Here is a 25,457-nt window from a genome sequence, read left to right on the forward strand (position 1 = left end):
CCTCGGGGCTCCTTTAGGCGCCGCGACGCACGCGGCCCACAGTCATGTCAGCCATAGAAATTCGTAACGTCAAGAAGCGCTACAAGGATTTGCAGGCGCTCAAGGGCGTCAGCCTCACGGTGGAAGAAGGCGAGTTCTTCGGACTGCTCGGTCCGAACGGCGCGGGCAAGACAACGCTCATCAGCATACTCGCGGGTCTCGCGCGCGCCGATGAAGGCAGCATTGCGGTGCGCGGCCATGACGTAGTCAGCGATTTCCGCGACGCGCGCCGCGCGCTCGGCGTGGTGCCGCAGGAGCTCGTGTTCGATCCCTTCTTCACGGTGCGCGAAACCTTGCGCATCCAGTCCGGCTACTACGGGCTGCGCAACAACGACGCGTGGATCGACGAGATCATGGCCAATCTCGACCTCACCGAGAAAGCTGACGCCAATATGCGCGCGCTGTCGGGCGGCATGAAGCGCCGCGTACTCGTGGCGCAGGCGCTGGTGCACCGGCCGCCGGTGATCGTGCTGGATGAGCCGACCGCGGGCGTCGACGTCGAGTTGCGTCAAACCTTGTGGAAATTCATCTCGCGCCTGAATCGCGAAGGTCACACGATCGTGCTGACCACGCACTATCTGGAAGAAGCCGAATCGCTGTGCGACCGCATCGCGATGTTGCGGCGCGGCGAGGTCGTCGCGCTCGAGCGCACCAGCACGCTGCTGCAGCGCTTTGCCGGCATGCAGCTATTCCTGCGTTTTACGCAAGGTGTGTTGCCGGCCGAGTTGCGTCCGCTCGAGGTGGAAAGCGGCGCGGGCAACGGCAATGGCCGGCAGCATCTGCTGCGGCTCGCGAGCTATGACGACGTCGAGCGGATTCTCGCGCAGTGCCGCGCAGCGGGCTGCGCATTCGAAGAAATCGAGGTCCGCAAAGCCGACCTCGAAGATGTGTTCGTTCAGGTGATGAACGGTCCGGAAGTGATCGAGGGGCTGGCATGAGCGGCTTTCGCACGCTGTTTTACAAGGAAATCCTGCGTTTCTGGAAGGTGTCGTTCCAGACCGTGCTGGCGCCGGTCATCACCGCGCTGCTGTATCTGACGATTTTCGGCCACGCGCTGCGCGGTCACGTTCAGGTCTATCCGGGCGTCGAGTACACGAGCTTTCTGGTTCCCGGTCTCGTGATGATGAGCGTGCTGCAGAACGCATTTGCGAATAGCTCGTCCTCGCTAATCCAGTCGAAAATCACGGGCAACCTGGTGTTCGTATTGCTGCCGCCGTTGTCGCACTACGAGATGTTCGGCGCGTATGTGCTCGCCGCCGTGGCGCGCGGATTGGCGGTCGGCTTCGGCGTGTTCATCGTGACGATCTGGTTCGTGCCGGTCAGCTTCAGCGCGCCGCTTTACATCATCGCGTTCGCGATTTTCGGCGCGGCGATCCTGGGCACGCTCGGTTTGATTGCCGGCATCTGGGCCGAAAAGTTCGATCAGCTTGCCGCATTTCAAAACTTTCTGATTATGCCGCTCACGTTCCTCTCGGGCGTGTTCTACTCGACGCATACGCTGCCACCGGTGTGGCGCGAAGTGTCGCGGCTCAATCCTTTTTTCTACATGATCGACGGCTTTCGCTACGGTTTCTTCGGGATGTCGGATATCAATCCGCTCGTGAGCCTTGCGATCGTTGCCGGTTTCTTTGTGGTGCTGGCCGTGGTGGCGATGCGCATGCTCGCCTCCGGCTACAAACTGCGCCACTGATCAGGAGCATCTCTCATGTTGCCGACTCCCGAACAGGTCAAGCAATACATCGCGGCTGGGCTCGCTTGCCAGCATCTCGAAGTCGAAGGCGACGGTCAGCATTTCTTTGCGACCATCGTTGCCGAGAGCTTCGAAGGCAAGCGTCTGATCCAGCGCCATCAACTCGTGTATGCGGCGCTCGGCGACCGCATGCGCGAAGAAATCCACGCGCTCAGCATGAAGACGCTGACGCCCGCCGAATGGCAGAACGCGTAATCTGGAAATTTAGTGCGAATTACTCAAGAAGGGCGCGACGCCGGTAGCGGCGCGTCGAACACAGTCAAAGCGGGCCCGGCTGAAGTCCGGGTCAATCAGGAACTGACAGGCATGGATAAACTCGTCATTGAAGGTGGCTACCCGCTGTCGGGTGAAGTCGTCGTCTCAGGTGCCAAGAACGCGGCGTTGCCGATTCTGTGCGCGAGTCTGCTGAGCGCGGAGCCGGTGGATCTGGAGAACGTGCCCGACTTGCAGGACGTGCGCACGATGCTCAAGCTGCTCGGCCAGATGGGCGTGCAGATCGAGAGCGGCGAGGGCTGCGTGTCGCTGGATGCGTCGAAGGTCGATAACCTCGTCGCGCCGTACGAAATGGTGAAGACCATGCGTGCGTCGATCCTCGTGCTCGGCCCGCTGGTCGCGCGCTTCGGTCACGCTCGCGTGTCGTTGCCGGGCGGCTGCGCAATCGGCGCGCGTCCGGTGGATCAGCACATCAAAGGTCTGCAGGCCATGGGCGCCGAGATCACGATCGAGCACGGCTTCATCGAAGCGCGTGCGAAGCGTCTGAAGGGCGCGCGCATCGTGACCGACATGATCACCGTGACGGGCACCGAAAACCTGCTGATGGCAGCGGTGCTGGCCGAGGGCGAAACGGTCATCGAGAACGCCGCGCGTGAGCCGGAAGTGGGTGACCTCGCGCATCTGCTGGTCGAGATGGGCGCAAAGATCGAAGGTATCGGCACCGACCGTCTGGTGATCCAGGGCGTCGACAAGCTGCATGGCGCAAAGCACACGGTGATTCCGGATCGTATCGAAGCCGGCACGTTCCTGTGCGCGGTCGCGGCTGCCGGTGGCGATGTCACATTGCGTAAGGTGCGTCCGCTGATTCTGGAAGCGGTCACCGAGAAGCTGCGCGAAGCCGGCGTCGCGATCGAAGAGGGCGACGACTGGATGCGTGTGCGCATGGACAAGCGTCCGAGCGCGGTGAGCTTCCGCACGTCCGAATATCCGGCGTTCCCGACCGACATGCAGGCGCAGTTCATGGCGCTCAACACGCTCGCGGACGGCACCTCGCAAGTCGTCGAGACGATCTTCGAGAACCGCTACATGCACGTGCAGGAATTGAACCGCCTCGGCGCGAACATCACGATCGACGGCAACACCGCGCTCGTGACCGGCGTCGAGAAGCTGTCCGGCGCGAAGGTGATGGCGACCGACCTGCGTGCGTCGGCGAGCCTCGTGATCGCCGCGCTGCGTGCCGAAGGCGAAACGCTGATCGACCGTATCTATCACCTGGATCGCGGTTACGACCGGATGGAAACCAAGCTCAACGCCATCGGCGCCAGGGTGCGCCGTATCTCGGGGAGCCAGGCATGAGTTCGATGCCGCAAACGTCGTCGTCGCCGGCTGTGAGCGCACCGCTCACGCTGGCTTTGTCGAAAGGGCGTATCTTCGAAGAGACGCTGCCGCTGCTCGCCGCAGCCGGCATTGAAGTCGCCGAAGATCCGGAAACCTCGCGCAAGCTGATTCTGCCCACTACGGATGCGAATGTGCGCGTGATCATCGTGCGCGCCACGGACGTGCCGACCTACGTCGAATACGGCGCAGCCGACTTCGGCGTGGCCGGCAAGGACGTGCTGCTCGAGCACGGCGGCAGCGGACTGTATCAGCCGGTCGACCTGGATATCGCGCGTTGCCGGATGTCGGTCGCAGTGGCGGCCGGTTTCGACTACGCGAACGCGGTGCGCCAGGGCGCACGTCTGCGCGTGGCGACCAAATATGTGGAAACCGCACGTGAGCATTTTGCCGCCAAGGGCGTGCACGTCGATCTGATCAAGCTGTACGGTTCGATGGAGCTGGCGCCGCTGGTCGGCCTCGCCGATGCGATCGTCGACCTGGTGAGTTCCGGCAATACCTTGCGCGCCAACAATCTTGTCGAGGTGGAAGAGATCATGCAGATTTCGTCGCGCCTCGTTGTGAACCAGGCAGCGCTGAAGCTCAAGCGCGCGGCGCTGCGGCCGATCCTCGACGCGTTCGAACGCGCGTCGAAGGCCGGCGCTGCGGCCTGAAAAGTTTGACTACGCTCGTTTGACCACGCTTTAGCGCGCCTTACCGAAACGGATACCCGTATGTCTATCAAGATTCGCAAACTCGATTCCAGCGCTCCCGACTTCCAGAAGTCGCTGCATGCGGTACTCGCGTTCGAGGCGAGCGAAGACGAAGCAATCGAGCGCTCGGTCGCGCAGATTCTGAACGACGTGAAGGCACGCGGCGACGCCGCGGTGCTCGAGTACACGAGCCGCTTCGACCGCGTCGAGGCGAAGAGCGTCGCGGCGCTCGAGTTGCCGATGTCCGAACTGGAGGCGGCGCTCGAAGGCCTCGAGCCGAAGCGTCGCGCAGCGCTCGAAGCGGCGGCGGCGCGCGTGCGCGGTTACCACGAGAAGCAGAAGATCGAGTGCGGCAGCCATAGCTGGCAGTACACGGAAGCTGACGGCACCGTGCTCGGCCAGAAGGTCACGCCGCTGGATCGCGCGGGTATTTACGTGCCGGGCGGCAAGGCGGCGTATCCGTCGTCGGTGCTGATGAACGCGATTCCGGCGCGCGTGGCCGGTGTGCGCGAAATCGTCATGGTTGTGCCCACGCCGGACGGCGTGAAGAATCCGCTGGTGCTGGCGGCCGCCTTGCTGGGCGGCGTGGATCGCGTGTTCACGATCGGCGGCGCGCAGGCGGTGGGCGCACTGGCATACGGCACGGAAACGGTGCCTGCGGTCGACAAGATCTGCGGCCCCGGCAACGCGTATGTCGCGTCGGCCAAGCGCCGGGTGTTCGGCACGGTCGGCATTGACATGATCGCCGGGCCGTCGGAAATTCTCGTGCTGTGCGACGGCACGACGGACCCGCGCTGGATCGCGATGGACCTGTTCTCGCAAGCCGAGCACGACGAACTCGCGCAATCCATCCTGCTGTGTCCGGACGATGCATTCATCGCCCGCGTACGCGATGCGATCAACGAACTGCTGCCGAGCATGCCGCGCCAGGACGTGATCCGCGCTTCGCTCGAAGGCCGCGGTGCGTTGATCAAGGTGCGCGATATGGCCGAAGCCTGCGCGATCGCCAATGACATCGCGCCGGAACACCTCGAAATCTCCGCGCTGGAACCGCATCAATGGGGCCAACTGATCCGCCATGCCGGCGCGATCTTCCTCGGCCGCTACACCAGTGAAAGCCTCGGCGACTACTGCGCGGGGCCGAATCACGTGCTGCCTACGTCGCGTACCGCACGGTTCTCGTCACCGCTGGGCGTCTACGATTTCTTCAAGCGTTCGAGCGTGATCGAGGTCAGTGCGGAAGGCGCGCAGACGCTTGGTGAGATCGCCGCCGAACTCGCTTACGGCGAAGGCCTGCAGGCGCATGCCCGCAGCGCCGAATACCGGATGCGGCAGAACGGCTAAGCGCGGCTGACCGCGACGAGCCGGAGTACGGAGCAGGCGGGCATCGAACCGATGTCCGCGAACCCTGCCGACGGATTTCGCGCGGTTTCCCGTTAAATAACGACAATACAGACCAGCCTGGGGCAGTCCGCAAGCCGCCGATACCCGCCGGCGTCTCCCGCGCGGCCCGGTCCACTGACTTATGACGACACCTCAAGACATCATCCGCCGCGACGTGCTCGCGATGACGAGCTATCCGGTTCCGGACGCCACGGGCTATATCAAGCTCGATGCGATGGAAAATCCGTTTTCGCTGCCTCCGGTGCTCGCCGCCCATCTCGGCGAGCATCTGGCCGGCGTTGCGCTGAACCGTTACCCGGCGCCGCGCCCGGAAGCGCTGATCGAAAAGATCAAGCGCGTGATGGGTGTGCCCGCGGGTTGCGACGTGCTGCTCGGCAACGGCTCGGATGAAATCATCAGCATGGTGTCGGTGGCGTGCGCGAAGCCGGGCGCCAAGGTGCTCGCGCCGATGCCGGGTTTCGTCATGTATCAGATGTCCGCGAAGCTGGCGAATCTGGAATTCATCGGCGTGCCGCTGAAGCCCGATTTCACGCTCGACACCGAAGCGATGCTGGCGGCGATCGCCGAGCATGAACCGGCGGTCATCTATCTGGCCTACCCGAACAACCCGACCGGCACGCTGTACGACGGCGCGGATATGGAGCGCATCATCGCCGCGGCGAACAAAAGCCTGGTGGTGATCGACGAGGCTTATCAGCCGTTCGCGCAGCAAAGCTGGCTGCCGCGCGCCGATGCCTTCGACAACGTCGTCGTGATGCGTACGGTGTCCAAGCTCGGTCTGGCCGGCATCCGCCTGGGTTATCTGGTCGGCAAGCCCGCCTGGCTCACCGAATTCGACAAGGTGCGGCCGCCCTACAACACCAACGTGCTGACGCAAGCCGCCGCCGATTTCTTGCTCGACCACGTCGACGTGCTCGACGCCCAGGCCGAGCAACTGCGCGAAGAACGCACGAAACTCGCCCAGGCCGTGGCCCAATTGCCGGGCGCCGAAGTGTTCCCGAGCGCCGGCAACTTCCTGCTGGTGCGGGTGCCTGACGCATCCGTTATGTTCGAAACGCTGCTGGCAGCACGGGTTTTGATCAAAAACGTGAGTAAAATGCATCCATTGCTGGTCAATTGCGTGCGTTTGACCGTCGGTTCGCCCGAAGAAAACGCCCATTTGATCGCCGGACTGAAACTCGTGCTGCACTGAACGGCGAGCTGAATGGCCGCGTGAGCGCTTTTCCCTACTGCGAAAAGTGCGCGCGGTCCGCCGTGTTCCCATCCCACACTACTATCGCTTTCTAGCTAGATTCGAGGAATTACCATGCGCCTTGCGGAAGTCGTTCGCAACACAAGCGAAACGCAGATCCGTGTGAAGATCAATCTGGACGGCACCGGTCAGCAGAAGCTGGCCACCGGTGTGCCGTTTCTTGATCACATGCTCGACCAGATCGCACGACACGGCTTGTTCGATCTCGACATCGAAGCGCATGGCGACCTCGAAATCGACGACCACCACACGGTTGAAGACGTCGGCATCACGCTCGGCCAGGCCGTCGCGAAGGCAATTGGCGACCGCAAGGGCATCCGTCGCTACGGTCATTCTTACGTGCCGCTCGACGAAGCGCTGTCGCGCGTCGTGATCGATTTTTCCGGACGCCCGGGCCTCGAATTCCATGTGCCGTTTACGCGCGCACGCATCGGCACGTTCGACGTCGATCTCTCCATTGAATTTTTCCGCGGCTTCGTGAACCACGCCGGCGTCACGCTGCACATCGACAACCTGCGCGGCCTGAACGCCCATCATCAGATGGAAACGGTGTTCAAGGCCTTCGGGCGTGCATTGCGTATGGCCGTCGAGATGGACGAACGCGCGGCGGGACAGATTCCGTCGACCAAGGGCAGCCTTTAAGCGCTCATTTACCAGCCTCGTGACCAGGACCGGCTGCGCTTGCCCGCACCCGGTGTGCGATGGATATTCTGAAGTCGTTTATTTCGCTGCTGGCGTTGATCAACCCGGTCGGCGCCATCCCGTTCTTTATGAGCCTGACGGCGCTTCAGAGCGACGTCGAGCGGCGCAGAACCATCCGCATCGCGGCAATTTCGGTGTTCTGCGTGATTGCGGTGACCACGCTGCTCGGGCAGCAGATCATCAGCTTCTTCGGCATTTCGGTCGGGTCGCTCGAAGTGGGCGGCGGGATCATCATGCTGCTGATGGCCATCAACATGCTGAACGCGCAGATCGGTAACAGCCGTTCGACGGCGGAAGAGCGCGATGAGGCCGAGCAGAAGAACAACATCGCGGTTGTACCGCTGGCGATTCCGCTGTTGACCGGCCCGGGCGCGATCAGCACCACGATCATTTATGCGGCCGGCTCGGCGCACTGGTACGACCGGTTGAGCCTCGTCGCGATCGGTGCGGTGCTGGCGGCGATCTGCTTTTTTTCGCTGCGCCTCGCCGAACCGATTGCCCGTTGGGTCGGTCGCACGGGTATCAACATCGGTACGCGGCTCATGGGTTTGATGTTATCGGCGCTGGCGGTGGAATTCATCGTCGATGGATTGAAGGCATTGCTGCCTAACTTGAAATGAAAACTTCGATAGCGATTGTGGATTACGGAATGGGCAACCTGCGCTCGGTTGCCCAGGCGCTACGCAAAGCCGCGCCGGAAGCGGACGTGGCGATCGTCGATCAGCCGGAAGCGATCCGCTCGGCCGACCGCGTGGTGCTGCCCGGCCAGGGCGCCATGCCCGACTGCATGCGCAGTCTGGCCGAATCCGGCCTGCAGGAGGCGGTCATCGAGGCCTCGCGCAGCAAGCCGCTGATGGGCGTGTGCGTCGGCGAACAGATGCTGTTCGACTGGAGCGCCGAGGGCGATACGCCTGGCCTCGGCCTGTTGCCCGGCAAGGTGCTGCGTTTCGACCTGGAAGGCCAGGTGCAGGACGACGGCTCGCGCTTCAAGGTCCCGCAAATGGGCTGGAACCGCGTGCGCCAGGCGCAGCCGCATCCCTTGTGGGACGGCGTCGCGGATAACGCGTTCTTCTACTTCGTGCACAGCTACTACGTCGTGCCGGACAACGCCGCCCATACCTCGGGCGAAACGGTGTACGGTGTGCCCTTTACCTCGGCGGTGGCGCGGGATAACATCTTCGCGACCCAATTCCACCCGGAAAAGAGCGCCGAAGCGGGGCTGCGCGTGTATCGCAACTTCGTGCACTGGAAGCCGTGAGCGCCTTTCTTCATCCTGTTGTCCTACGCCGTTCCGCCATAAGCGGGGTGTTGGCGGTGCGCCACAACCGCAGCAAGACGATTCCGCTCCATGCGTTCCAATACGGCGCTCCGCAAGGGCATCGAAAGAGTTGTACTAAACTAGCGAAACGGCGTTATGGCGGGCTGGCTTGTCAGCCGCTGCCGCCGACCTTCAACCACCTCCCAGACAACACCCGATTGCTATGCTGCTGATTCCCGCCATCGACCTGAAAGATGGTCACTGTGTACGCCTCAAACAGGGCGATATGGACCAGGCGACGATATTTTCCGAGGAACCGGCGGCGATGGCCCGGCATTGGGTCGATCGCGGCGCCCGCCGTCTGCACCTCGTCGACCTGAATGGCGCGTTCGCCGGCAAGCCGAAAAACGAAGACGCGATTCGCGCGATCATCGAGGAAGTGGGTGGCGAGATTCCCGTCCAGCTGGGCGGCGGCATCCGCGATCTGAACACGATCGAGCGCTATCTGGACGACGGTTTGTCGTACGTCATCATCGGCACGGCTGCGGTGAAGAATCCCGGCTTCCTGCAGGATGCGTGCACGGCTTTCGGCGGCCATATCATCGTCGGTCTGGATGCGAAAGACGGCAAGGTCGCGACCGACGGCTGGAGCAAGCTGACCGGCCATGAAGTGGCCGATCTGGCGCGCAAGTTCGAGGATTACGGCTGCGAGTCGATCATCTACACCGACATCGGCCGCGACGGCATGCTCCAGGGCATCAACATCGAAGCCACGGTGCGCCTCGCCCGCGCGGTGAAGATTCCGGTGATCGCGAGCGGCGGTTTGTCGAACCTCGCGGACATCGAGTCGCTCTGCGAAGTCGAGGACGAAGGTATCGAAGGCGTGATCTGCGGCCGGGCGATCTACTCGGGCGATCTGGACTTCGCGGCGGCGCAGACCCTCGCCGACCGGCTGCGCGAATCGGACGACGCTTAAGGCTCCAGGTTCGAGGCGTCGTGTCGACTCGGAATCGACGCAGCAGCGGACTTGGACTGGACTAGAAGCGGCGGACGCAACGGCGCGTCCCGAAAGCGCGTCAAGCCGCTTGCTGGTGCCTTCGACACATTTCCGGCTTCCGGCCTGACGCGGCGAGCAGCGCCGGCACAGCGCCGCTCGTGAAGATTCAGGCGAGCGGCCTCATCAGCGGTATTGGCAGAATTGCACGATAATGGCTCTAGCTAAACGCATCATCCCCTGTCTCGACGTCACGGCTGGCCGCGTGGTCAAGGGCGTCAACTTCGTCGAACTGCGCGACGCCGGCGACCCGGTCGAAATCGCGCGCCGCTACGACGAGCAGGGCGCCGACGAACTGACCTTCCTCGACATCACCGCCACCTCCGACCAGCGCGATCTGATTCTGCCGATCATCGAAGCGGTCGCCTCCCAGGTGTTCATTCCGCTGACGGTCGGCGGAGGCGTGCGCGCGGTCGAAGACGTGCGGCGCCTGCTCAACGCGGGCGCGGACAAGATCAGCATGAACTCGTCGGCGGTCGCGAATCCGCAACTCGTGCGCGACGCGACGGACAAATACGGCTCGCAATGCATCGTCGTCGCCATCGACGCGAAACGCGTCTCCGCGGACGGCGAGCCGCCGCGCTGGGAAGTCTTCACGCACGGCGGGCGCAAGGCCACCGGCCTCGAAGCCGTCGAATGGGCGCGCAAGATGGCCGAACTGGGCGCGGGCGAAATCCTGCTGACCAGCATGGACCGCGACGGCACCAAGAGCGGCTTCGATCTCGCGCTTACGCGGGCGGTGTCCGATGCGGTGTCGATTCCGGTGATCGCCTCGGGCGGCGTCGGCTCGCTGCAGCATCTGGCCGATGGCATCAAGAGCGGCCACGCGGACGCCGTGCTGGCCGCCAGCATCTTTCACTACGGCGAACACACCGTGGGCGAGGCCAAGCGCTTCATGGCCGATCAAGGCATTTCGGTGAGGTTGTGACGTGGTGAATCCCTCGGCAGTAGAGTGGCTCGACAAGGTCAGGTGGGACGCGAACGGCCTCGTGCCGGTGATCGCGCAGGAAGCCTCGACCAACGACGTGCTGATGTTCGCGTGGATGAACCGCGAAGCCTTGGCGAAAACCGTCGAAACCGGCCGCGCGGTGTATTTCTCGCGCTCGCGCCAGCGCTTGTGGTTCAAGGGTGAAGAGTCCGGCCACGTGCAGCATGTGCATGAAGTGCGGCTCGATTGCGACGAAGACGTCGTGCTGCTGAAGGTCGAGCAGGTGTCGGGCATTGCGTGCCACACCGGCCGCCACTCATGCTTTTTCCAGAAATTCGAAGGCACGGTTGAAGATGGCGACTGGGTCGCCGTCGATCCCGTGTTGAAAGATCCCGAACACATCTACAAATGACGCAATCCACGCAATCCACCGAATCGGCTTCGTCTACCAAGGACACGCTGCTGCGCCTCGCAGCCATCATTGACAGCCGCAAGGGCGGCGATCCGGACGTCTCGTACGTGTCGCGCCTCTTCCACAAAGGCGATGACGCGATTCTCAAGAAGATCGGCGAAGAGGCCACCGAAGTTGTGCTGGCCGCCAAAGACACCCGTCACGGCGGCGCGCCGAAAGCGCTGGTCGGCGAAGTGGCGGACCTCTGGTTTCACTGCCTCGTGATGCTGTCGCATTTCGACCTGAGCCCGGCTGACGTACTTGCCGAACTTGAGCGCCGCGAAGGTCTGTCGGGCATCGAGGAAAAGGCGCTACGCAAGAGCCGCGAGCGCGAAGAGAACGGCGACTGATTGTCGCCACCTTGACGTTACCTTGTCCGCCGCGTCTTGAAGTGGCGAACGTCGGCACCCACATTGCACTGAACGAATAGGATCGCATCCTCGGGAGGACGCAAGCATGGAACAGTCGCAAGGAAATTATCCGCCGCCGGCCTACCGCAACGCGATCGAGCCCGAGCGCGAACGCAGTCTGCGCACGCTCACGCATGTGCTGTACGCGCTGTATGCGGTTCACTGGCTGACGGGTGGTCTGACGATTCTGATCGCGATCATCATCAACTACGTGAAGCGGCCTGATGTAGTGGGCACGCCCTACGAAGCGCATTTCGAGTGGCAGATCCGCTCGTTCTGGATGGCCTTGCTGGGTTATGCGATTGGCGCTGTGCTGCTGTTCGTGGTGATCGGCATTCCGGTTCTGTGGGCCGTCAGCATCTGGATGTTGTACCGTATTATCAAGGGCTGGCTGTATCTGTACGATAACAAGCCGCTCGCGAACCCGCGTGGCTGGTTCTGAGTTGGGTCCGGCTGCGGCCGGGCCGGATATGAGCCGTGCCGCACGACGCTTCGCGCTCTAGCCATACTGTGTCAGGAATACGATGAGCCACGACCCGAACTGCCTTTTCTGTAAGATCGCCGCCGGCGAGATTCCGTCGACCAAAGTCCACGAGGACGAAGAGTTTGTTGCCTTCCGCGACATCCGCCCGGCCGCTGAAACGCATGTGCTGGTGATTCCCCGCAAACACGTCGCCACGCTGTCGAATTGCACCGAAAGCGAGGCACCGCTGCTTGGTAGAATGCTTGTTCTGGTGGCGCGTCTGGCCGATCAGTTGGGCGTGGCGTACACCGGTGGCGAAAGCGGTTTTCGCACGGTAATCAATACGGGACCGGGAGGCGGGCAAGAGGTGTATCACCTACATGCGCACATTCTCGCCGGGCCGCGTCCGTGGCAGCGCATGGGCTGACAGGTTGGGCTCGTAAATAACCGCGGGCTGCGAGGCGCGCAGCGAGTTTTGGCCGCTGACAATAGCAGAGCCGTTGTTTTTGCTGCACTGTAACGACGCCGACGCGATCGTCAGGTCAAATGGCACACCGTGTCGCGGGTTGAGTCGAAACAGCTCGCGGCAACGTATAGATGGAGCGTACGCGCTTCGATTCACGCCGCAAGGCGCACGAGTTTTGCCGCATCACGTGCGGTGTCGGGGTTAAGGAGAGTAGTCATGGGTTCGTTGAGCATTTGGCATTGGCTGATCGTGTTGTTGATCGTGGCGCTCGTGTTCGGCACGAAGAAGCTGCGCAATATCGGCACCGATCTGGGTGGCGCTGTGAAGGGCTTCAAGGAAGGCATGAAGGAAGCCGAAACGCCCGCAGGCGAAGCGCAGCAGCGCGAACTGCCGCGCAATGGCACGGTAGATGTGGATGCGAAGGAAAAGACGCCGCGTTCCGGCGATTACCGCTAAGCCGCGGCCCAACCGCGTTACTGACGGACACTCCACTTCATGCTGGACCTCGGTCTAACCAAGATGGCGCTGATTGGCGTCGTCGCGCTGGTCGTACTCGGGCCTGAGCGCCTGCCTCGCGTCGCCCGCACGGCCGGCGCGTTGTTCGGCCGCGCGCAGCGGTATATCAACGACGTGAAGGCCGAAGTCACCCGTGAAATCGAACTCGACGAATTGCGTCGCATGAAAACCGAGTTCGAAGCGGCGGCGAGCAACGTCGAAACCAGCGTTCAGGACAATCTGCGCAAGCATGAAACCGAACTGAACGACGCGTGGAATAGCGGCACGTCGGTGTCGCCAAGCATTGCCGGCGGTGCGCTTGAAGATGCCGGCAATTCGCCGTGGCAGACCACCACGCCACCGGCAGGCGCTAAACGCAAGAACTGGCGCGTCAAGCAGACCGCCATGCCCACCTGGTACAAGCGCGCCACCACGCGCCGCACGCGTGTGCAGTCGGGCGCTGCGCGCGTGGCGCGGCATACGCCGGCCAGCATGCGTCGTCCGACGCGGTTCTTCTGATGATCAGAACGACAATCTCTAACCGAGGGCCGGTGTGAGCGACCCCCAGCAAACCCAGGACGAAGGCACTGAAGAGACCTTCATTTCTCACCTCGTTGAATTGCGCGACCGTATCATCCGCGCCGGCCTTGCCGTCATCGTGGTGTTTGTCGGGCTCGTGTATTGGGCACCGGACATCTTCCGGCTGCTGGCGCGGCCCTTGATGCAGAATCTGCCGAAGGACGGCAAGATGATCGTCACCGACGTCACCGGCTCGTTCTTCGTGCCGATGAAGGTGACCATGATGGTCGCCTTTGTGATTGCGCTGCCGGTCGTGCTGTACCAGATCTGGGCATTCGTCGCGCCGGGTCTGTACCAGCATGAGAAGAAGCTGGTCGGGCCGCTGGTGGGCAGCAGCTACACGCTGTTCCTGTGCGGCATGGCGTTCGCGTACTTCGTGGTGTTTCCGACCATCTTCCGCGTGATGGCGCACTACAACGCGCCGCTCGGCGCGGAGATGAACACCGATATCGACAACTACCTGAGCTTCGTGCTGACCATGTTCCTCGCGTTCGGGGTGACGTTCGAAGTGCCGATTGTCGTGGTGCTGTTGGTCCGCATGAACGTGCTGACCATCAAGAAGCTCAAGGAAATCCGTCCGTATGTGGTCGTGGGCGCGTTCGTGATTTCAGCGGTGGTGACGCCGCCGGACGTGTTCTCGCAGCTCATTCTGGCGATTCCGCTGATCGTGCTGTATGAGGCGGGGATCATTGCGGCGCGGTTGATTGTCGGCAAGCAGAAACCCGTGATTGCGGAAGACAGTCCGCCGGGTTGAACGGCAGCACAGAGAGACAAACCAAAAGGGCAGTCCATCACGGACTGCCCTTTTGGTTTTGCGGTGCCCACACCACTGGCCGCTATCTATCGCTTCTCAACCGCCGTCGTCGTCCTGCTGATCGCCGCCGCCGTTATCTTCTGCCGGTTGCTTCGGCGGAGGCGGGCGCTTGCCGATGGTCACGTCCAGATCCATCGCGTGGCTCTTGCGCACCAGGTGAACCTTCGCAGCCGTGCCCGGCTTGATCTGCGCGATGACGTTCAGCAGACGTGTGGTGTCGGTGATCTCCTGGCCGTTCACGCTTACCAGAATGTCACCCGGCTTGATGCCAGCACGGTCGGCCGGCCCGTTTTTCAGCACGCCCGCGACAATCGCGCCCGACTTCTGCTCGAGCCCGAACGATTCGGCGATTTCCGGCGTCACGTCCTGCGGCTCCACGCCGATCCAGCCGCGCGTGACGGAGCCCGTCGTGATGATGCTCTCCAGCACGCTGCGCGCGGTCGAGACAGGAATCGCAAAGCCGATGCCGAGCGAGCCGCCCGAGCGCGAATAGATGGCGGTATTGATGCCGAGCAGATTGCCGTTCACGTCGACCAGCGCACCGCCCGAGTTGCCCGGGTTGATGGCCGCGTCGGTTTGAATGAAGTTTTCGAACGTGTTGATGCCGAGGTGATTGCGCCCCAGCGCGCTGACAATGCCCATGGTCACCGTCTGGCCGACGCCGAACGGATTGCCGATCGCCAGCACCACGTCGCCCACGCGCGTCTGGTCCATGCGGCCAAGCGTGATGGTGGGCAGGTTGGTCATGTTGACCTTCAGCACGGCCAGATCGGTCTCAGGATCGACGCCGATCACCTTGGCGTTGGTGGTGCGGCCGTCGGCAAGCGCGATTTCGATCTGATCGGCGCCGTCCACGACGTGCTGGTTCGTTAGAATGTAACCTTCCGAACTCACTATCACTCCCGAGCCCAGATTCGACGCGGGTTGTTCCTGCTGCTTGCCTTTGTTCTTGTCACCGAAGAAATAGCGGAACAACGGATCTTTCGCGCGCGGGTCGGGCGGCAGTGAGCCATCCTTGCTGGAGAACACATTGACGACCGCGGGCATGGCTTTTTGCGCGGCGTCTGCATAGGACGCCTGTGCAGGACCCGTGCCGATGCCTGGCGCCACTTCCCGAAGGGCGACGATCGGTTCGGCGAGTTGCTTGCCGAATTGCCCTTGACGCTGGAGCCACTGCGGTTTGAGGGTCGCAATGATGAACATCAGCGCCAACAGCACAGTCACCGCTTGGGCAAAGAACAGCCAAAAGCGTCTAAGCATCTGAAGACTAGAGGTTTATATGGATCGGATCGAACTTGAATTGTACTTGAACAATCTCCTTGAAACCGCGCGCTTCAAGGACTATTGCCCCAATGGATTGCAGGTGGAAGGGCGCCGCAGGATCAATAAGCTCGCGACCGGCGTGACGGCTTCCGCGGCCTTTCTCGAGGCCGCGCTCGACTGGGGTGCGGACGCGGTGCTGGTCCATCACGGCTACTTCTGGCGCAACGAGGCGCCGCAGATCACCGGCCGCAAACACGCGCGCCTGAAGCTGCTGATCGCCAACGACCTGAACCTGTTCGCCTATCACCTGCCGCTCGACGACCATCCCGAGTTCGGCAACAACGCGCAAATCGGCGCGAAGATGGGCTGGATCAGCGACGCGCGCTTCGGCGAGAACGATCTCGGCTGGCTCGCCACGTTGCCGATGCCGATCACGCTCGCGCACTTCACCGCGCAAGTCGAGCAGACGCTCGGCCGCACGCCGCTCGTGTTCGGCGACCCGGATCGCGAATTGCGCCGCGTGGGCTGGTGCACGGGCGCCGCGCAAGGCATGTTCGACGCCGCGATCAATGCCGGCGCTGATGTCTACCTGACCGGCGAAGTGTCGGAGTCGGTGATGCACACCTCGGCGGAAAGCGGCGTGGCGTTCCTCGCGGCCGGCCACCACGCCACCGAACGTTTCGGCGTGCAAGCGGTGGGCAAGCATCTGTCCGAGCAGTTCGATATCGAACACGTGTTTATCGATATCCCGAATCCCGTCTGAATTGAAAATCGGCATTAGAGAAGAAAAAGGCACGAATAACGCAGAGGGCACTTAAAAGGAGGTGCGAAAAAGTTTGCGATCCGTACGGAGAAACCCTGACTTATCAAGGGCTTCGCACGGTTTTTGGCAATGGGGCCTTGTAAATGCCGACTCCATTCGCGCAAACTAGCGGCGGTAGAAGCGACGTGAAGGAAAAATCCAACTCAGAAGTGGGGCGTGTAATGCGAGACAAGGAAGATGAACGCGTCGACGGCGGCCGCCGTACCTGGCTGATAGCGACGACCGTAGCAGGTGGCATAGGAGGCGTTGCCACTGTCGTACCCTTTGTTAGTTCGTTTGCACCATCTGAAAAGGCCAAGGCGGCAGGCGCCCCGGTCGAAGTCGATATCAGTGATCTCAAGCCCGGCGACATGAAGACCGTCGCCTGGCGTGGTAAGCCGGTGTGGATCATCAATCGCACTGACAGGATGCTCGCCGATGTCCAGAAAGCCGATAAGGAAGTAGCGGATCCTCTCACCAAGAATCCTTTTTCGATGCCGTTGCCGGAGTACTGCAACAACGAATTCCGTTCACGCACCGACCACAAGAACCTTTTCGTCGCCGTCGCCGTGTGCACCCATCTGGGCTGCACGCCGACGCCGCGCTTCCAGGAGGGCGCGCAGCCCAATCTTCCCGACGACTGGCCAGGCGGCTTCCTGTGTCCTTGCCACGGCTCGACCTATGACATGGCCGGCCGCGTCTTCAAGAACAAACCTGCGCCGCAGAACCTCGACATCCCGCCTTACATGTTCACCTCGGCCACGGGCCTCGTGATCGGCAAGGACGAGAAAGGAGAAGCGTAATGGCGATCGAACATGAAGTAGAGACGACCGGGCTGGTCGGCTGGATCGACCGCCGGTTTCCCATGACGTCCACTTGGAAAAAGCATGTTTCCGAGTACTACGCGCCGAAGAACTTCAACTTCTGGTACTTCTTCGGTTCGCTCGCGCTGCTGGTGCTGGTCAATCAGATCGTCACCGGCATCTTCCTCACGATGAACTACAAGCCCGACGCGACGCTCGCGTTCTCGTCGGTCGAGTACATCATGCGCGAGGTGCCGTGGGGCTGGCTGATCCGCTATATGCACTCCACGGGCGCGTCGATGTTCTTCGTCGTCGTGTATCTGCACATGTTCCGCGGGCTGATGTACGGCTCGTACCGCAAGCCGCGCGAACTGGTGTGGATCTTCGGCTGCGCGATCTTCCTGAGCCTGATGGCCGAGGCGTTCTTCGGCTACCTGCTGCCGTGGGGCCAGATGTCGTTTTGGGGCGCGCAGGTGATCGTGAACCTGTTCTCGGCGATTCCGTTCATCGGGCCGGATCTGTCGCTGTGGATTCGTGGCGATTACGTCGTCTCGGACGTCACGCTGAACCGCTTCTTCGCTTTCCACGTGATCGCGATTCCGCTGGTGCTGATCGGGCTGGTGGTCGCGCACCTGGTGGCGCTGCATGAAGTGGGGTCGAACAACCCGGACGGCATCGAGATCAAGGCAAAGAAGGATCCGGACGGCATTCCGCTCGACGGCATCCCGTTCCACCCGTACTACTCGGTGCACGACTTCATGGGCGTGTCGGTGTTCCTGATCATCTTCGCCGCGATCATCTTCTTCGCACCGGAGATGGGTGGGTACTTCCTTGAAGCGAACAACTTCATTCCCGCCAATCCGCTGCAAACGCCGCAGGAAATTGCGCCAGTGTGGTACTTCACGGCGTTCTATGCGATGTTGCGCGCCACCACCGATCCATTCAAGATCGTGCTGATGATCATCGTCGCGCTGCTCGGCCTGTTCGCGCTGGTGCGCGCACGCGGCAAATGGAAGCTCGGCTTGCCGGTGCTCGCGGTTCTGGTGGTTCTGGCCATGGCGTTCACCGAATCGAAGTTCTGGGGCGTGGTGGTGATGGGCAGCGCGGTGATCTCGCTGTTCTTCCTGCCATGGCTCGACCGCTCGCCGGTGAAATCGATTCGTTACCGGCCGTTTTTTCACAAGGTGTTCTACGGGATCTTCGTGCTCGCTTTCCTGACGTTGGGCTTCCTCGGCACCAAACCGCCGTCGCCCGCCTCGACGTTGATTGCTCAGGTGTGTGCACTGATCTACTTCGCGTTTTTCCTCGGTATGCCCGTCTGGACGCGGCTTGGCACGTTCAAGCAGCCGCCCGAGCGGGTGCGGTTCAAGCCCCACTAATCGCGAGCCCGGAGAACACGAAATGAAAAAACTGCTTTCGACGTGCGCGCTGATCGGCGCGACACTGCTCGCGGTGCTGGCCGGACCGGTGCACGCGGACGAGAATTTCCCTCTCGACCGCGCGCCCGATAACGCGGAGAATTTTGCTTCGTTGCAGCACGGCGCCCAATTGTTTGTAAACTACTGCCTGAATTGCCATAGTGCGAATCTGATGCGCTACAGCCGGCTGACCGATCTCGGCATTACGCCGAGCGCGATCCAGTCGAACCTGCTGTTCACCACGGATAAAGTCGGCAACACCATGACCGTGGCGATGCGCCCGGACGACGCGAAAGCGTGGTTCGGCGCGAGTCCGCCGGATTTGTCGGTGGAAGCGCGGGCGCGCGGCAAGGACTGGCTGTACACGTACCTGCGCAGCTTCTATCGCGACAATACGCGGCCGACCGGCTGGAACAATCTGGTGTATGAAAACGTGAGCATGCCTCACGTGCTGTGGCAGCTTCAGGGGCAACGTACCGCGAAGTTCGGTGACGAAACCGACGAAAAAACAGGCGAAACGGTGCATAAATTTGTCGGCTACCAACAGGTCACGCCGGGGACGATGTCGCCGGTAGATTATGATTCTGCTGTGGCCGACCTCGTGTCGTACCTGTCATGGATGTCCGAACCGACGCAGAAAACCCGCAGACAGCTTGGCGTGTGGGTGCTGCTGTTCCTCGGCATTCTGAGCTTTTTCGCCTGGCGACTGAACGCCGCGTACTGGAAACATATCAAATAATCACGCCGTTACCCGGCGTGGGGCCGGCGCCAGGAAAAACCTGTTGAACGGTTTTTCCGCGCGCTGGCCTTTCAGCTTTTTGAGGAAACGTAAACATGATGGTTCTGTATTCCGGCACAACTTGCCCGTTCTCCCAGCGCTGCCGGCTGGTGTTGTTCGAAAAGGGCATGGACTTCGAGATCCGCGACGTCGACCTGTTTAACAAGCCGGAAGACATCGCTGTGATGAATCCGTATGGTCAGGTGCCGATTCTCGTCGAACGGGACCTGATTCTGTACGAATCGAACATCATCAACGAGTACATCGACGAGCGCTTCCCGCACCCGCAACTGATGCCGGCCGACCCGGTTCAGCGCGCCCGCGCCCGTCTGTTCCTGCTGAACTTCGAAAAGGAACTGTTCGTTCACGTCGGCACGCTCGAAAACGAAAAGGGCAAGGCTGCTGAGAAGAATCACGAGAAGGCACGTCTCGCGATTCGCGATCGCCTGACGCAGCTCGCACCGATCTTCCTGAAGAACAAGTACATGCTCGGCGAAGAGTTTTCGATGCTGGACGTCGCGATCGCGCCGTTGCTGTGGCGTCTGGATCACTACGGCATCGAGCTGTCGAAGAACGCTGCACCGCTGATGAAGTACGCCGAGCGCATTTTCAGCCGCCCGGCTTATATCGAAGCGCTGACGCCTTCGGAAAAGGTGATGCGTCGTTGAGTTTGGCTTTGGGGTGAGGGCGCCGCGTCTCGATTGTTTTCCGCGCGCGCCCCAACCCGGTAAGAGGACTGTTGATGCAAGAGATTTCCACCAAGCCTTATCTGCTGCGCGCGCTGTACGAGTGGTGCACGGATAACGGCTACACGCCGCATATTGCGGTCCGGGTCGACAATCAGACGCGCGTGCCGCGGCAGTTCGTGCGCGACAACGAGATCGTGTTGAACATCAGCTTCGAGGCGACCAGCCAGTTGCAGATGGGCAATGAATGGATCGAGTTCAGCGCGCGCTTCTCCGGCAAGTCGCACAAGATCGAAGTGCCGATCGCCAATATTCTCGCGATCTACGCGCGGGAAAACGGGCAGGGCATGGCGTTCCCGGTCGAGTCGGCAGGCGGCGAGGCGCAGGATTCAGGCGCCGATGCGGAACTGGCGGACGAGACCGAAGCACCGGCCGCGCCCGTCAGCGTGGCGCCGCGTGCGGTCGAACCGTCGTCTGCCGCGGATGCCGCCAAAGCGGAAACCGCGACGGACGGCCCGCAGCCTGACGATGATGGATCGAAAGGTGGCGGAAGGGCTCGCCTCAAGATCGTGAAATGAAGTAGAATCACGGCCTCATGCCGGCTTAGCTCATCAGGTAGAGCGCTTGACTTGTAATCATGAGGTGGCGGGTTCGAGTCCTGCAGCCGGCACCAGTTAGCTTCCCAGTAGTACCCAGCATTGCCCAGAAAGCCCCGCCAGACTTGGTCTCGCGGGGTTTTCTTTTGCCGGGGTTGCCCAGATTCAGCCGGGGGCAACAAGGAAGCGAGGGGGGCCGGGTGGGGGCCAAAGTTAAGCCTAGGGGGCTTATCAAATGGCATCGAACCGGTTGACCGACGTGATTTGTCGGAGCGCGAAGTACGATTCTGACGGATCGAAGAAATTATTCGACGGTGGGGGGCTCTTTCTGGAGCTGATGCCCACGGGCTCGAAGAAGTGGAGGCTGAAATTCCGGTTCAACGGCAAGGAGAACCGGATGAGCTTCGGCGACTATCCACTCGTCTCATTGGCCGAAGCGCGGGACAAGCGCGACGCGGCGAAGAAATTACTGCTCGAAGGCATCGACCCGGCCCAGCACCGGGCGGAGTCCCGGCGTCAGCAGGCTATCAAGTCGGAGAATCTCTTCTCCATCATTGCGGAAGAATGGATCGGGAATAAGCGCGACGGCTGGAGCGAGCATCATGCCGGCCGTATTCGCAATCAGCTTGACCGGGAGGTCTACCCGGATCTAGGGATGCGCCCGATCAGCGAGATTACCGCCCGCGACCTGCTGGCGGTGATCCGTCGAATCGAGGAGCGCGGGGCGCTGGAGACGGCGAAGAAGACCCTCCAAATGTGCGGGCAGATATTCCGCTATGCCGTGATGACGGGGCGAGCAGAGCGCGATCCCTCGGGCGATCTGCGTGGCGCGCTTCGCACTCGCACGGTCAAGAACATGACGCGGATCAATGCCTCGGAACTGCCGGAGCTGATGCGGAAGATCGATACGTACCACGGGCAGCCCGTGACGCGCCTTGCTCTCAAGCTGCTGGCCCTGACGTTCGTCCGGACCATCGAACTGCGCCACGCTGAGTGGACCGAGATCGATGTCGAGCAGGCCGAGTGGCGAATTCCCGCCGAGAAGATGAAGATGGCCCGGCCCCATATCGTGGCCCTGTCCCGGCAGGCATTGGAAGTCATCGAGGAGCTCCGAGGGCTCACGGGCGGGGGCCGGTGGCTGTTCCCCCACTCGTGGCATTGTCACCAGCCGATGAGTGAGAACACGGTGCTCTACGCGATTTACCGGATGGGGTATCACTCCCGCATGACGGGGCACGGCTTCCGGGGGCTCGCCTCCACCATTCTGAACGAGAAGGGATTCTCGTCCGACTGGATTGAGCGGCAACTGGCGCACGTGGAGGGGAACGGCGTGCGTGCAGCGTACAACCACGCCCAGTATCTAGAGGGCCGGCGGACGATGATGCAGTGGTGGGCCGATCACGTAGAGCAGGAAGGGCGGTCGAACGTCATCCAGTTCTCGCGGAAGTAATCGGTAATTCAAGCTCCAGGGAGTGAATCGGGCCGGGAGGCCGATGTTATGGAGGTGGTCGAGAATTCGATCTCCTCCTATTAACATTGTGCAGAGCCGCGATTCATCTCTGGAGGCTTGATGTCATCATCCAAACCGTTGACCGACATGGCGTGTCGGAACGCGAAACATAATCCCGAAGGCAAGGGGAACAAGCTCTTCGACGGCGGGGGGCTGTTTCTCGAACTGATGCCCTCTGGTTCGAAGAAGTGGCGGCTCAAGTTCCGGTTCAATGGCCGGGAGAACCGAATGAGCTTCGGCGACTATCCGACCGTCTCCCTGTCCGACGCCCGGGAGCGGCGAGAGGCGGCGAAGAAGCTATTGGCGAGCGGGGCCGATCCCGCTCACCAGCGTGATGATGCCCGGCGGCGCGAGGCCGAATTGTACGAAGCCCGATTCTCCATCGTGGCCGACGAGTGGATCGATGCCCGGCGGGCACGCTGGAGCGAGGGGCATACGGAGCGCATTCGGAAGCTGCTGGAGAGCGACGTCTATCCCGACCTAGGCAAGCGACCCATATCGGAGATCCGCGCCTCCGAACTGCTCGCGGTCGTCCGCAAGATCGAGAAGCGGGGAGCCTTGGAGATCGCCAAGAAGACCCTCCAGATATGCGGGCAGGTATTCCGGTACGCAGTGGCGACCGACCGCGCCGAGCGTGACCTGTCCGTCGATCTGCGCGACGCGCTGACGAGTCGCCCGGCGACGCCGATGGCCCGGATTGACGAGTCCGCTCTTCCCGAACTGCTCCGCAAGATCGACGCGTATCAGGGGGAGCCGGAGACGCGACTGGCCCTTCGATTCCTCAATCTGACATTCGTCCGGACTATCGAGCTTCGCCATGCGGAATGGCCTGAGATCGACATTGAGCGGGCGGAGTGGCGAATTCCCGCCGAGAAGATGAAGAAGCGGCGACCCCACATCGTGCCCCTGTCGAGGCAGGCGCTGGCGGTGCTGGAGGAGATCCGGCCGCTGACCGGGGCCGGGCGTTGGGTCTTCACCAGTCCCGTTCGTCGGAACCAGCCGTTGAGCGAAAACTTCGTGCTCTCCGCGCTAGGCCGGATGGGGTTCCGGCACACCATGACGGGGCACGGCTTCCGGGGGCTCGCGTCCACGATCCTCAACGAGCGGGAATTCAATTCGGACTGGATCGAGCGGCAGTTGGCGCACGTTGAGGGGAACGGTGTGCGCGCCGCGTACAACCACGCTCAATACCTACCCCAGCGCCGGAAGATGATGCAGTGGTGGGCCGACTATCTGGACGATCAGCGGCGGCCGAACGTGCTGCAATTCGCGCCGCGACGGTAATTGCCAAGGGGCACGGCTGAGAGGTCGTGCCCCCTTTCCTTTTGCGCGCGAGGGCTTCGCCGTTTGATCCCACTCCGACATGTGCATCGTGCGCCGCGTAGCAAATTCCCTCCCAATTCTGAAGATTATTCGACGATTAGTAGGATTTGCCTAACTAAGTCGGACTCCTTCTTAAATGTGAATCTGTGATTGAGCAAAGCCTCTCTGGGAAAGGCGAAGCGAGGAATTTCGTGATGTTAAGTTACGTTTTGTAACATTTTCGTCGACCGCGAACGGGGTGCGGTAGGCGCGCCACGCGCCTCTCCTCTGTGGACATCAATGCAGATGGCCCGCTTTCCACAGGAAAAAATATGAAGACGTACGAAGTTGGGGCGCACAAGCTCGCCGTTCATCACTCCCCGATCAAGCAAGATCATTTGAAGCCCGTCCGTCTCCTGCCGGGCGGCCTGAGCCGGTTCAATGACATTCAGCCGTACCTCCCCATCTGCCGCGAGACGTGGCGTTTGCTTGTGAATGGTCTGCGCGCGCCTCAGCCGATTCGCATGAGTAAGCGTTGCACTGTCTGGCGCAACGACGAGGTGAATGCCTGGCTCGCCAACCCGGCAGCATTCTCGGTGGAGGGCTGAGCTATGGCGAAGCATATCAATGACGATCTGAACGCCCTTAATCTGCCTTCGGACGATGACCGCGAGTTCGGCCGCGTGGAGCCGTGGCCTGAGCCGGTCAATCTGGCCGGGTTGCTGGACGAAATAGTTTCCACCTTGGACGAGTACGTGTATTGCGACCAACGCATGCTTGAGCGGGACGCGCTCTGGATCACTTCGACCTGGCTGTCGGACCACCCCGCAATCGACGCGTTCCCGCTGCTCATCATTACCGCCCCCGACAAGGGATGCGGCAAGACTCGCTATCTGGAACTGATCGGCGAACTGGCTTGCAAGCCGATATTCGCGGGCAATATCACTGGCGCCGCCGTTTTCCGCATCCTCAATGAGCGAAACGGTCCGACCGTTCTCATCGACGAGTGGGACAGCCTCGGGGAGAAGGCCAAAGCCATGATGACCAACCTCGTGAATAACGGCTATCGCCGTCGGAGTGCCTGGACCTATCGTGCCGCCTCGAAGGACGGCGCGAGCTCTAAGGGGTTGGATCGCTATCGCATCTGGGGGCCTAAGGTGCTTTGCGGTATCGGCCGCGCGACGCCGACCATCATGTCCCGCGCGCACATCACCAATCTAGAGAAGAAGCCGAGTGACCACCGGGTTGAGGCCCTCGGCGCTCAAGGCCGGACGCGCTTTGGTATCCTCAACCGCAAGCTGGCCCGCGTTGCGGCCGACTATTACGAGGCATACGGCCCGGCAATCGAATGGGCTAGGAAGACTGATAAGGTCGGCAACCGTGGCGGGGACAACTGGTTGCCGCTGAGAGCGGCCGGCCTCCTCGCGGGAGAACACTGGACGGAAATCGGTGACACGCTGGCGGCGATGTTCTCCTCCCAGACCGATGAAGATCCGAGTGCCGGGGCGGAGTTGCTGCGTGACTTGCTTCCGGCCTTCACCGAGTCTGGCAAAGAGAAGCTGACGTCGGAGCATCTGATCCGTTGGCTCAGCGAGGATCTAGAGAAGCGTTGGGCGAACTTCAACGGGTACGGCAAGCCGATCACGGCCCGTCAGTTAGCCAAGGTGCTGCGGCCGTACGGGGTGCGGTCCCGGACGGTGGCTATCGGCGAACAGAGGTTCAAGGGATACCACCTCGAGGACCTCTGGCCGAAGGTCAAGGCGTACGGGGCGCGGGAAGAGGATCAGGTGACGGACCTGCTGGGGCCGCTGCTGGACGAACTGGGGGGTAAGGGCGAATCTAGCGATGACGGCCGGAAGGAGGACGACTCGTCACGTGACGACACTGCGTCGAAGACGTCCGATGGCGATGAGCGCTCACCCGGCTAACTTCCA

General features: G+C 61.8%; 30 protein-coding genes and 1 tRNA gene. 30 read left to right on the forward strand and 1 reads right to left on the reverse strand.

Annotation, left to right across the window (positions count from 1 at the left end; genetic code table 11):
• Positions 1-44 precede the first annotated feature (44 nt).
• From M0D64_RS24075 to tatC, 19 genes are all read left to right on the forward strand, one after another.
• Positions 45-977: an ABC transporter ATP-binding protein gene (locus M0D64_RS24075; protein ID WP_154560982.1), complete on the forward strand. Its 933-nt coding sequence runs from the start codon at positions 45-47 to the stop codon at positions 975-977.
• Positions 974-1,729, forward strand: a complete 756-nt coding sequence (locus tag M0D64_RS24080) for an ABC transporter permease (protein ID WP_266259527.1) — start codon at positions 974-976, stop codon at positions 1,727-1,729. Before M0D64_RS24075 ends, M0D64_RS24080 begins: the two co-directional genes overlap by 4 nt.
• A 15-nt stretch (positions 1,730-1,744) precedes the next feature.
• Positions 1,745-1,984, forward strand: a complete 240-nt coding sequence (locus M0D64_RS24085; RefSeq protein WP_054036615.1) for a BolA family protein — start codon at positions 1,745-1,747, stop codon at positions 1,982-1,984.
• 12 nt (positions 1,985-1,996) lie between these two features.
• The gene (gene murA, locus M0D64_RS24090) at positions 1,997-3,358 is read left to right on the forward strand and encodes a UDP-N-acetylglucosamine 1-carboxyvinyltransferase (protein WP_266259528.1); all 1,362 of its coding nucleotides are present in this window, start codon (positions 1,997-1,999) and stop codon (positions 3,356-3,358) included.
• Positions 3,355-4,050, forward strand: coding sequence for an ATP phosphoribosyltransferase (gene hisG / locus M0D64_RS24095; RefSeq protein ID WP_093643445.1), 696 nt, complete (start codon positions 3,355-3,357; stop codon positions 4,048-4,050). Before murA ends, hisG begins: the two co-directional genes overlap by 4 nt.
• 60 nt (positions 4,051-4,110) lie before the next feature.
• A complete protein-coding gene (gene hisD / locus M0D64_RS24100; RefSeq protein ID WP_154560984.1) occupies positions 4,111-5,433 on the forward strand; it encodes a histidinol dehydrogenase in 1,323 nt (440 codons plus the stop codon).
• A 181-nt stretch (positions 5,434-5,614) separates the two neighbouring features.
• A complete protein-coding gene (hisC, locus tag M0D64_RS24105) occupies positions 5,615-6,685 on the forward strand; it encodes a histidinol-phosphate transaminase (protein ID WP_266259529.1) in 1,071 nt (356 codons plus the stop codon).
• A gap of 114 nt (positions 6,686-6,799) precedes the next feature.
• Positions 6,800-7,387 carry an imidazoleglycerol-phosphate dehydratase HisB gene (hisB, locus tag M0D64_RS24110; RefSeq protein WP_054036619.1) on the forward strand — a complete coding sequence of 196 codons (588 nt, stop codon included), beginning with the start codon at positions 6,800-6,802 and terminating at the stop codon, positions 7,385-7,387.
• A 59-nt stretch (positions 7,388-7,446) separates the two neighbouring features.
• A complete protein-coding gene (locus tag M0D64_RS24115) occupies positions 7,447-8,067 on the forward strand; it encodes a MarC family protein (RefSeq protein WP_266259530.1) in 621 nt (206 codons plus the stop codon).
• A complete protein-coding gene (hisH, locus tag M0D64_RS24120; protein WP_266259531.1) occupies positions 8,064-8,705 on the forward strand; it encodes an imidazole glycerol phosphate synthase subunit HisH in 642 nt (213 codons plus the stop codon). Before M0D64_RS24115 ends, hisH begins: the two co-directional genes overlap by 4 nt.
• 223 nt (positions 8,706-8,928) lie before the next feature.
• A complete protein-coding gene (gene hisA, locus M0D64_RS24125; RefSeq protein ID WP_054036624.1) occupies positions 8,929-9,681 on the forward strand; it encodes a 1-(5-phosphoribosyl)-5-[(5-phosphoribosylamino)methylideneamino]imidazole-4-carboxamide isomerase in 753 nt (250 codons plus the stop codon).
• Positions 9,682-9,913: 232 nt separating this feature from the next.
• Positions 9,914-10,687 carry an imidazole glycerol phosphate synthase subunit HisF gene (gene hisF / locus M0D64_RS24130; RefSeq protein WP_154560992.1) on the forward strand — a complete coding sequence of 258 codons (774 nt, stop codon included), beginning with the start codon at positions 9,914-9,916 and terminating at the stop codon, positions 10,685-10,687.
• A gap of 1 nt (position 10,688) precedes the next feature.
• The gene (hisI, locus tag M0D64_RS24135; protein WP_171926364.1) at positions 10,689-11,099 is read left to right on the forward strand and encodes a phosphoribosyl-AMP cyclohydrolase; all 411 of its coding nucleotides are present in this window, start codon (positions 10,689-10,691) and stop codon (positions 11,097-11,099) included.
• On the forward strand, positions 11,096-11,488 hold the full coding sequence (locus tag M0D64_RS24140; RefSeq protein ID WP_054036629.1) for a phosphoribosyl-ATP diphosphatase: 393 nt from the start codon (positions 11,096-11,098) through the stop codon (positions 11,486-11,488). Before hisI ends, M0D64_RS24140 begins: the two co-directional genes overlap by 4 nt.
• Positions 11,489-11,594: 106 nt before the next feature.
• Positions 11,595-11,990 (forward strand): hypothetical protein, encoded by a 396-nt coding sequence (locus tag M0D64_RS24145; protein ID WP_266259532.1) that lies wholly within the window; start codon positions 11,595-11,597, stop codon positions 11,988-11,990.
• 82 nt (positions 11,991-12,072) lie between these two features.
• The gene (locus tag M0D64_RS24150; protein ID WP_154560996.1) at positions 12,073-12,438 is read left to right on the forward strand and encodes a histidine triad nucleotide-binding protein; all 366 of its coding nucleotides are present in this window, start codon (positions 12,073-12,075) and stop codon (positions 12,436-12,438) included.
• A gap of 255 nt (positions 12,439-12,693) precedes the next feature.
• On the forward strand, positions 12,694-12,933 hold the full coding sequence (tatA, locus tag M0D64_RS24155; RefSeq protein WP_028199650.1) for a Sec-independent protein translocase subunit TatA: 240 nt from the start codon (positions 12,694-12,696) through the stop codon (positions 12,931-12,933).
• 39 nt (positions 12,934-12,972) lie between these two features.
• A complete protein-coding gene (tatB, locus tag M0D64_RS24160) occupies positions 12,973-13,491 on the forward strand; it encodes a Sec-independent protein translocase protein TatB (protein ID WP_154560998.1) in 519 nt (172 codons plus the stop codon).
• 34 nt (positions 13,492-13,525) lie between these two features.
• A complete protein-coding gene (gene tatC, locus M0D64_RS24165) occupies positions 13,526-14,305 on the forward strand; it encodes a twin-arginine translocase subunit TatC (protein WP_168435727.1) in 780 nt (259 codons plus the stop codon).
• Positions 14,306-14,401: 96 nt separating this feature from the next.
• Here tatC and M0D64_RS24170 read toward each other — a convergent pair whose 3' ends face one another.
• Positions 14,402-15,625 carry a Do family serine endopeptidase gene (locus tag M0D64_RS24170; protein ID WP_154561000.1) on the reverse strand — a complete coding sequence of 408 codons (1,224 nt, stop codon included), beginning with the start codon at positions 15,623-15,625 and terminating at the stop codon, positions 14,402-14,404.
• A 19-nt stretch (positions 15,626-15,644) separates the two neighbouring features.
• Here M0D64_RS24170 and M0D64_RS24175 point away from each other — a divergent pair, with 19 nt between their 5' ends.
• From M0D64_RS24175 to M0D64_RS24225, 11 genes are all read left to right on the forward strand, one after another.
• On the forward strand, positions 15,645-16,391 hold the full coding sequence (locus tag M0D64_RS24175; protein WP_266259533.1) for a Nif3-like dinuclear metal center hexameric protein: 747 nt from the start codon (positions 15,645-15,647) through the stop codon (positions 16,389-16,391).
• A 221-nt stretch (positions 16,392-16,612) separates the two neighbouring features.
• Complete coding sequence (gene petA / locus M0D64_RS24180; protein ID WP_154561004.1) at positions 16,613-17,233, forward strand: ubiquinol-cytochrome c reductase iron-sulfur subunit; 621 nt, start codon at positions 16,613-16,615, stop codon at positions 17,231-17,233.
• A complete protein-coding gene (locus M0D64_RS24185) occupies positions 17,233-18,612 on the forward strand; it encodes a cytochrome bc complex cytochrome b subunit (protein WP_154561006.1) in 1,380 nt (459 codons plus the stop codon). Before petA ends, M0D64_RS24185 begins: the two co-directional genes overlap by 1 nt.
• Before the next feature lie 22 nt (positions 18,613-18,634).
• Positions 18,635-19,390, forward strand: a complete 756-nt coding sequence (locus M0D64_RS24190; RefSeq protein ID WP_266259534.1) for a cytochrome c1 — start codon at positions 18,635-18,637, stop codon at positions 19,388-19,390.
• Positions 19,391-19,485: 95 nt separating this feature from the next.
• Positions 19,486-20,097, forward strand: coding sequence for a glutathione S-transferase N-terminal domain-containing protein (locus tag M0D64_RS24195; protein WP_006052302.1), 612 nt, complete (start codon positions 19,486-19,488; stop codon positions 20,095-20,097).
• A gap of 74 nt (positions 20,098-20,171) precedes the next feature.
• Entirely contained in the window at positions 20,172-20,693 is a 522-nt protein-coding gene (locus tag M0D64_RS24200; RefSeq protein WP_154561010.1) for a ClpXP protease specificity-enhancing factor, read from the forward strand.
• Between the two features lie 19 nt (positions 20,694-20,712).
• Positions 20,713-20,788 (forward strand) — tRNA-Thr (locus M0D64_RS24205).
• 158 nt (positions 20,789-20,946) lie between these two features.
• Positions 20,947-22,161, forward strand: coding sequence for an integrase arm-type DNA-binding domain-containing protein (locus M0D64_RS24210; protein ID WP_266259536.1), 1,215 nt, complete (start codon positions 20,947-20,949; stop codon positions 22,159-22,161).
• A gap of 120 nt (positions 22,162-22,281) precedes the next feature.
• Entirely contained in the window at positions 22,282-23,505 is a 1,224-nt protein-coding gene (locus M0D64_RS24215; RefSeq protein ID WP_266259537.1) for an integrase arm-type DNA-binding domain-containing protein, read from the forward strand.
• 350 nt (positions 23,506-23,855) lie between these two features.
• A complete protein-coding gene (locus M0D64_RS24220) occupies positions 23,856-24,131 on the forward strand; it encodes an AlpA family transcriptional regulator (protein ID WP_266259538.1) in 276 nt (91 codons plus the stop codon).
• Positions 24,132-24,134: 3 nt separating this feature from the next.
• Positions 24,135-25,451 carry a DUF3631 domain-containing protein gene (locus M0D64_RS24225; protein ID WP_266259539.1) on the forward strand — a complete coding sequence of 439 codons (1,317 nt, stop codon included), beginning with the start codon at positions 24,135-24,137 and terminating at the stop codon, positions 25,449-25,451.
• The last annotated feature ends 6 nt before the right edge of the window (positions 25,452-25,457 follow it).

Source organism: Paraburkholderia sp. WS6 (genome assembly GCF_030464835.1).
In the GTDB taxonomy this organism is placed as follows: domain Bacteria; phylum Pseudomonadota; class Gammaproteobacteria; order Burkholderiales; family Burkholderiaceae; genus Paraburkholderia; species Paraburkholderia madseniana.